Annotated in this window: 7 protein-coding genes and 2 pseudogenes; 7 read left to right on the forward strand and 2 right to left on the reverse strand. The window is 41.2% G+C overall.

The genetic code is table 11. The features are described from left to right. The 6 genes and pseudogenes from B2575_RS00325 to B2575_RS00350 form a co-directional block, all read left to right on the forward strand. A pseudogene (locus B2575_RS00325) lies at positions 1-111 on the forward strand (ketol-acid reductoisomerase); the annotation flags it as partial. A 266-nt stretch (positions 112-377) separates the two neighbouring features. Next, on the forward strand, positions 378-803 hold the full coding sequence (locus B2575_RS00330; protein ID WP_201619956.1) for a hypothetical protein: 426 nt from the start codon (positions 378-380) through the stop codon (positions 801-803). Positions 804-1171: 368 nt separating this feature from the next. Then, complete coding sequence (locus B2575_RS00335; RefSeq protein ID WP_057758834.1) at positions 1172-1384, forward strand: cold-shock protein; 213 nt, start codon at positions 1172-1174, stop codon at positions 1382-1384. Positions 1385-1637: 253 nt separating this feature from the next. Beyond that, a complete protein-coding gene (locus B2575_RS00340) occupies positions 1638-2201 on the forward strand; it encodes a DUF421 domain-containing protein (RefSeq protein WP_045446667.1) in 564 nt (187 codons plus the stop codon). Positions 2202-2653: 452 nt separating this feature from the next. Beyond that, positions 2654-3403, forward strand: a complete 750-nt coding sequence (locus B2575_RS00345; protein ID WP_045446670.1) for an electron transfer flavoprotein subunit beta/FixA family protein — start codon at positions 2654-2656, stop codon at positions 3401-3403. A 151-nt stretch (positions 3404-3554) separates the two neighbouring features. Then, entirely contained in the window at positions 3555-4487 is a 933-nt protein-coding gene (locus tag B2575_RS00350) for an electron transfer flavoprotein subunit alpha/FixB family protein (RefSeq protein ID WP_296239653.1), read from the forward strand. Positions 4488-4583: 96 nt separating this feature from the next. On the opposite strand, the gene B2575_RS00355 is transcribed toward B2575_RS00350, so the two are convergent. Both B2575_RS00355 and B2575_RS00360 read right to left on the reverse strand, forming a co-directional pair. Continuing rightward, positions 4584-5378: a TrmH family RNA methyltransferase gene (locus B2575_RS00355; protein WP_296239654.1), complete on the reverse strand. Its 795-nt coding sequence runs from the start codon at positions 5376-5378 to the stop codon at positions 4584-4586. A 103-nt stretch (positions 5379-5481) separates the two neighbouring features. After that, the gene (locus B2575_RS00360) at positions 5482-6465 is read right to left on the reverse strand and encodes a class 1 fructose-bisphosphatase (RefSeq protein WP_296239656.1); all 984 of its coding nucleotides are present in this window, start codon (positions 6463-6465) and stop codon (positions 5482-5484) included. Between the two features lie 416 nt (positions 6466-6881). Between B2575_RS00360 and pyrB the strand changes: the two are divergent. Then, positions 6882-7305 (forward strand): annotated as a pseudogene (gene pyrB, locus B2575_RS00365) (aspartate carbamoyltransferase catalytic subunit); the annotation flags it as partial.

A 7305-nucleotide genomic window follows, 5' to 3' on the forward strand; every position in this document is an offset into this window, starting at 1 on the left:
GCACGTCGTCGTAACAACGCTGAGCATCAAATTGAAGTGACTGGTGCTAAATTGCGCGGCATGATGCCTTGGATTGGCGGCAACAAAATCATCGATAAAGACAAAAACTAATTGGCTAGTGAGCGATTAGGTAATTAATCGCTCATCCAGAAATCAAAACCCGTGTTATCACTTGATAGCACGGGTTTTTTAATGGCTATTATTTCAATAAGCTAAGTAAGGTTTTCATGTCAATTGCTTTAATATTGGTTGAAAACGCAGCATCTCTGCCTCATATAGACAGCCTTCATCATTTTTATCAATGACTTTGTCTTACTTAAAGCGTTATTTCATATCGCTTCTTATTCTTATTTTTTCTTGATTACAGGTTGTCTGTTGTGCAAATACCAAATCCTAACTGGCTAACGCCGCAATTCGCATATATTACTCTGAGCGCTATCGTGGCTGTTTTGATATGGATAGAAGGGGAGATGCTCAAAAGCAATCAGGGTAAGCTGCCAAAGTCCAAATTTTTCCAAATCAGCTCCTTGATTGATACCGCTTGGTTTTTTGTCTCGACAGTCGCCTTATATGTTATCGATCTAGCGCCATTAGCGCTCGCAGTTCCGGTCGCTTATAGTATCTATACCATCTATGGCTGGATATACGGCACACGGCTACTCAAACGTAAAGGCATACCCGATTCACCGAAAGACTTGGTGGTTCCAGCTAAGTACATCGCTTATAGCCAATCGTTTTCCTTGATATTTTTTGCCCTATGTCTACTGGTATTATCGTCACCATGGCTACCGTTACCGCAATAGATATCGAGTTAAATAGTTAATTTATTAATTTTATCATTAAGAAAAACGTGATGAGTGTTCGTTATGGTTTGCTAGATAACAACAAATAGTTATGAAAATCAATAGCTTAGATAGATTAACGTCATCCTAACCATTCCCTTTACATAAGAAGTGAATTATTTACAAAAAAAAGTAATTTAACCTGTTGCAGTTGAGAAAAGCTGTTATAATCAGCTTGTACTCAAAGGATTTGAGGCGAGAACAGATAGTATATCTTCTAGATATATCAAGGGTTTAAGCCGACGCATTCAGCAGAAAATACTTGAGTATATATCAATTAATCGGTGATGACACACGTCTCGCCAACAGTTAAAGAGTTAGGAAAATTTATGTCAGATAAAGTTGAAGGCACTGTAAAGTGGTTTAATGAAGCTAAAGGTTTTGGTTTTATCGCTCAAGACAATGGCGGACAAGACGTATTCGCTCACTACAGCGCTATCCAAGGTAACGGTTTCAAAACTCTAGCCGAAGGCCAAAAAGTGTCTTTCATCTTAGGTGATGGCAAAAAAGGCCCACAAGCCGAGCAAATCGAAGCTATCTAATCTCATTTAACATCTGGTAAGCTGATTAGTCAGTAAGCTTGATGGTAGTAAGATTATCAATATGCATTGATGCCTTTGTTTGTTAAAACAATAAAAATACTGTTTCAACTCTAAAAAAAAGCAACCTCTTATCAGGTTGCTTTTTTTATGCCATTTTTCTCGCTATAAACGTAAAATCATCAAAAGCATACTGATATTAGCTGTCAGTCATCAGCACTGACTCAAAAAAGATCTAACAAAATGAGGTTGTTTTATGAAGTGGGAGGCATGGTTTTCAATCGATTGGCAGCAAGTGCTGGGTATTTCTCTATCTGCAATCGGTTTTTATTTAGGGTTAATGTTGTTTACAAGATTGATGGGATTGCGAAGTTTCTCCAAGCTCTCAAGCCATGATTTTGCGATGACTGTTGGTATTGGCAGTATACTCGCTTCAACGGTGCTATCAGACACACCTTCATTAATGCAAGGGCTGTTTGCTGTCGCGGTATTATTTGTGATTCAAGGGGTTATCTCATTTATCAGGCGTAAATTCAAACCGTTAAAATCTCTGATAGACAATCGAGCCATTATATTAATGGCCCATGGCGAGTATTTTAGTGGAAATTTAAAAGAGGCCAATCTTAGTACCAGTGATGTTCAACAGGTTTTACGCAAGAATGGGATCAAGTCTAAAACGGAAGTATTTGCTGTCATTATGGAAACTACAGGGGATATGAGTGTCATCAAAAATAATGCGGTTACGCCTGACTGGTCATTATTCGATGATATACGCGACAGTGAGTTGCTGATTGGTTCCAGTAAAAACAGCAAATCGTAGATTTTGAGTTTTTGATTGTTGTTCTCGATTGATGCCAACGAGATAGATCACAACAATCCATTAAGTAACTATCGTGTTGACAGTGCTAAAAACAGGTGAAATATTGAGAATGTAGGTTAAAGAAGGCTGTAAAATTGTGCACTTATAAACTATTTATTATAGAATGGTGACAAATTTATGACGCATTATTCACGGCGTTGTCTTGACCTTATGCCTGTGGTCACGCAAGATACAGGGGTCTGATAATAACGGTTGGCTTAGCTTTAGCAGATTTTATCAATGAGTAGTGTGATACTAATACCATTTTCGGTATTGTTTCTTCTTGCTTAATTAACTACTATCTGTTGACGCAGTAACAATCCTAAGTAGTATTTTGAACGACAGTTTAAAAAATGAACCTTTGGTTCTTAACTGACAATTTTTAATTCATAACATTAATAAACGAGGAACGTATGAAAGCATTAGTAGCGGTCAAGCGTGTCATTGATTACAACGTAAAAGTTCGTGTAAAAGCTGACAACTCTGGCGTTGATTTATCAAACACTAAGATGTCAATCAACCCTTTTGATGAGATTGCAGTAGAAGAAGCGGTTCGTCTAAAAGAAGCGGGTGTGATTGATGAAATCATTGTTGCTTCAATCGGTCCAAAAGAATCACAAGAGCAAATTCGTGCAGCGTTAGCATTGGGCGCTGATCGTGGTGTTTTAGTGTTGACTGATGACAAGCCGTATCCATTACAAATTGCTAAGATCCTCAAAAATATCGCCGAGAGTGAAGGCACTGATATTATCTTATTGGGTAAGCAAGCCATTGATGATGATAACAACCAGACTGGTCAGATGCTAGCGGCATTGATGGGTATCGGTCAGGGTACGTTTGCATCAGAAGTGAAAGTTGAAGGCGATAAAGTAAACGTGACTCGTGAAATCGACGGTGGTTTACAGACGCTAGCACTTGAGCTACCAGCGGTTATTACCACTGATTTGCGTTTGAATGAGCCTCGTTATGCTAAATTGCCTAACATCATGAAAGCGAAGAAAAAGCCACTTGACGAAAAAACGCCTGCTGATTTTGGTGTTGATATGGCCTCTAAGCAAGAGATCATTAAAGTTGTGCCACCTGCTGAACGTAAAGCTGGCATCAAAGTGGGTTCAGTGGATGAGTTGGTCGATAAGCTAAGAAACGAAGCAAAAGTCATTTAATGTTTCAATGATTGGATACTTCGCTACGGCATATCCTGTACAAGGCTATAGATTTAACTGATTTATTTCATATTAAATAATAGTTGCTCAAACAGCTTTGTACACAAACAACCGCATGAATAGATGATACGAACAAAAAAGGATTAAAATCATGGCAATTTTGGTATATGCAGAACATGACAATGCCAGTCTAAAAAAGGCAACTTTGAATACCATCGCTGCTGCTAAGCAAATGGGTGATGATATCCATGTGTTGGTTGCAGGTAGTGGTGCTCAAGCTGTCGCTGACCAAGCAGCTAAAGCAGAAGGCGTGACTAAAGTATTATTAGCAGACAACGCTGCCTATGAGCATCAATTGGCGGGTAACGTCGCGCTATTGGTTGCTGATATCGCTGGTGATTACAGCCATATCCTTGCACCTGCTACCACCACTGGTAAGAACTTTATGCCACGCGTTGCCGCTTTACTTGACGTAAGCATGCTATCAGAAATCTCTGCCGTCGTAGATGCGCAAACGTTTGAGCGTCCTATCTATGCTGGTAACGCAACAGCAACTGTCAAAACATCAGAAGATAAAGTTGTTATGACAGTACGTACCACGGCTTTTGACCCAGTAGCAAGCGAAGGCGGTTCAGCTACTGTTGAGACAATCGAAAACGTGCAAGAAACTGGCAAAGCAAGCTTCGTTAATGAAGAGATGGCGAAATCTGACCGTCCTGAATTGACTTCAGCAGGCATTGTGGTTTCTGGTGGTCGTGCCTTAGCAAATGGCGAAAACTTCACCAAATATATCGAGCCATTGGCTGATAAACTTGGCGCTGCTGTTGGCGCATCACGTGCCGCTGTTGACGCAGGTTACGTACCAAACGATATGCAGGTCGGTCAAACGGGTAAAATCGTTGCACCAGACTTATATATCGCAGCGGGCATTTCAGGCGCGATTCAGCATTTAGCGGGTATGAAAGATTCTAAAGTTATTGTCGCTATCAACAATGACCCAGAAGCACCTATCGCTAGCGTTGCTGATTATTTCTTAGAAGCGGATTTATTTACAGCATTGCCTGAGCTTACTAGCAAGGTTTAATCGTTATTTAGTGATTAGTTAAGTAGAAAAACCCGCTATTATTTATAGCGGGTTTTTCGTATTTGAGAGGTATGTTTTTGATTCAGTCAAACAACATTAGTTATAATTTCTTTGACGTAGCGTTTCATATAAGCATAATGAGCCTGCAATGGCGACATTAAGGCTTTCTTGACCATTAGGCTGTGGTAGAGCGATAGGGGTGGCGCACTGCATCAGCTCATCACAAACACCTTGTCCCTCATGCCCCATAATCCAAGCGATAGGTTTTTTTAAGTCATGTTGATAAATGACTGTATCAGTATGGGAGCTGGTAGCAAATAGCGGTGTTTGCACATGCTCCAAAATATCTTGCACATTTAGACCTTCATAAATAGTCAGAGCAAACTGAGCGCCCATGCCTGCTCGTAATGTCTTAGGAGACCACACTTGTGCTGTCGCACTGGTACAGAGTATATTTTTGATGCCAACCGCTGCTGCGGTGCGTAATAGCGTGCCCACATTGCCGCTGTCTTGCACATCATTTAAAATCAAGCAGTCATCATTAATCATCGATAAACTAGGCGTTGGTACCTTAATGATTGCCATGATATCGATACCAGTACCTAAGCTACGAATGCTCTCATACAGCGAATTTGATAAGGTTAAAGTAGGCGTATAAGTAGGCAAGCGCGTCAAAATTTGCTGAACCTCAGGATGGTTGTGCGCAGACTCTGCGAGTAGGATTTGGACAAACGGGTAGTCGCTACGTAGCGCTGCATCGATGAGATGGACGCCCTCAATCACCGTTTGCCCTTGCTTCTTCCGCTGCCGCGCTTGCGTTAACAAGGATTTGACAAGTTTAACGGTCGTATTTTTATCTGAGGTAATAAGCTCGGTGGGATTTGCTACCATAGTGGATCGCTTAGAAAAAAATATAAAAAAATTAAACAATCAGTATAAAGCTTACAAATGTTTTGACTTTATACTGATTGTTATCAAAGTAAAGGCAAAGTGCTTATTTATCAGCGTAAGTTACATGCAGATTTTTAACATAATCGACTTCATTTTTGCTGCCTAGTACCACTGGGACGCGTTGGTGAATATCGGTTGGCTCTATGTCTAAAATACGATTGACTGCATCGGTAGCAGCGCCACCCGCACGCTCAATTAATAAGCTCATTGGATTGGCTTCATACATCAAGCGTAATTTGCCCGCTTTATTGGCATATTTGGTATCGAACGGATAAGTGAAGAGACCACCGCGACATAAAATACGATGCACATCACCGACCATGGCCGCCACCCAGCGCGTATTAAAATCGCGACCACGGACACCCGTTTCGCCAGCAATTAACTCATCGATATACTGCTGCATGGGTGCGCGCCAGTAGCGGTAGTTTGAAGCATTGATAGCATATTCGCTGGTATCGGCATCGATTTGCACATTTTCTTGTATGAGCACATAATCGTTAGTGTCAGGATCTAGGCTAAACATCACGACATGATCGGCGATAGTTAGCGCTAGTACGGTAGAGGTGCCATATAACAAATAGCCTGCTGTTAGCTGTTGATTACCAGCTTGCAAGAAGTCGCTATTTTCACTGATTTGACCTTGGCGCTGGTACGGTAAAACAGAAAAGATAGTGCCAACGGCCATATTAATATCGATGTTTGATGAACCATCAAGCGGATCGAACAATACCAACAAACTGCCATCTGCATTGGCAGGGGTAGCGTCGTCAAGCTCTTCTGAGGCAACGCCTGCACAATGTGTATTTTTCGCCAAAGCACCTAATAATAAGTCATTGGCCAGTACGTCCAGTTTCTTTTGGTCTTCACCTTGGACGTTTTGGTTGCCAGCTTCGCCTAGAATGTCGGCTAGCGCCCCTTTTCTCAATAATTGTGAGATGGTTTTACCCACGTCAGTGACAGTCGTAATAACGTCACTCAGTGCAGGATTGGGTGAATAATCATTGAGATAGTCTGTAAGGGTTGTCATAAGGCTTCCTAATAAATGCTGTTAAAATAAAGGCTACTGAAACTAAGGATTAAATAAGGGGTTGGAAAGTCGGTTGGGTCGCACGTTACAGACCTAAATCTGGCAAATTTTTAAATACCTCGCACGGCATCTTTGTCCTGACCACAAAATCAGCTACACTATCACTATTATTATTTATTTATCGTTTGGCTAAGCGGATTTTTAATGATGGTTTTGACAGGTCTATGGCTACTGCCCAAGCGGATGACAATGGCTGTTTTTTACGGCGCTACGTCTCTCACTGCCACTGGGGTAAATTGTAGCAAATAAGTGCCAAAATGTCCTTGTCTCTGTGCTTATCGTCGACTATAAATCGCCAAAAAACGCATAAATAATGATTATTAAATCATATAAACCAACAATAAAGACCTGCCATTATGCCAAATTCTATCGATAGCCGCTCAACTCAGACCGTCTCGCCAACGGATTATGCCAAATTCGACCCTGATACCATTCATGATAAACTTGATGCGTCGTTAAGTCGTCCGCAGCTTAATAGCGATGGCAGTATTCGCCATTTTTTGGGAGTAGAAGGTCTTAATAAGGCGCAGTTGCAGGCTATTATTGCCAAAGCAGAGACGTTTTTTGATGATAACGGACAGCTCATTAACCGTCCCGAGCTTGAAGGCTATACGGTAATGAATTTGTTTTTTGAACCGTCAACGCGTACCCGTACGACCTTTGAAGTAGCCGAAAAGCGTCTCGGTGCCAATGTGCTTAATATCGATATCGAGTGCTCTAGTACCAGAAAAGGCGAAAGCTTGCGCGATACGCTGTGGAATCTGCAAGCCATGACGGCAG

Source organism: Psychrobacter sp. UBA6739 (assembly GCF_002453835.1).
Lineage (GTDB): Bacteria > Pseudomonadota > Gammaproteobacteria > Pseudomonadales > Moraxellaceae > Psychrobacter > Psychrobacter immobilis_A.

Bases quoted from the DNA above. Each gene is read 5' to 3' on its own strand.
- B2575_RS00335 (WP_057758834.1), top strand. From the start codon at position 1,172: ATGTCAGATAAAGTTGAAGGCACTGTAAAGTGGTTTAATGAAGCTAAA.
- B2575_RS00340 (WP_045446667.1), top strand. From the start codon at position 1,638: ATGAAGTGGGAGGCATGGTTTTCAATCGATTGGCAGCAAGTGCTGGGT.
- B2575_RS00345 (WP_045446670.1), top strand. From the start codon at position 2,654: ATGAAAGCATTAGTAGCGGTCAAGCGTGTCATTGATTACAACGTAAAA.
- B2575_RS00350 (WP_296239653.1), top strand. From the start codon at position 3,555: ATGGCAATTTTGGTATATGCAGAACATGACAATGCCAGTCTAAAAAAG.
- B2575_RS00355 (WP_296239654.1), bottom strand. From the start codon at position 5,378: ATGGTAGCAAATCCCACCGAGCTTATTACCTCAGATAAAAATACGACC.
- B2575_RS00360 (WP_296239656.1), bottom strand. From the start codon at position 6,465: ATGACAACCCTTACAGACTATCTCAATGATTATTCACCCAATCCTGCA.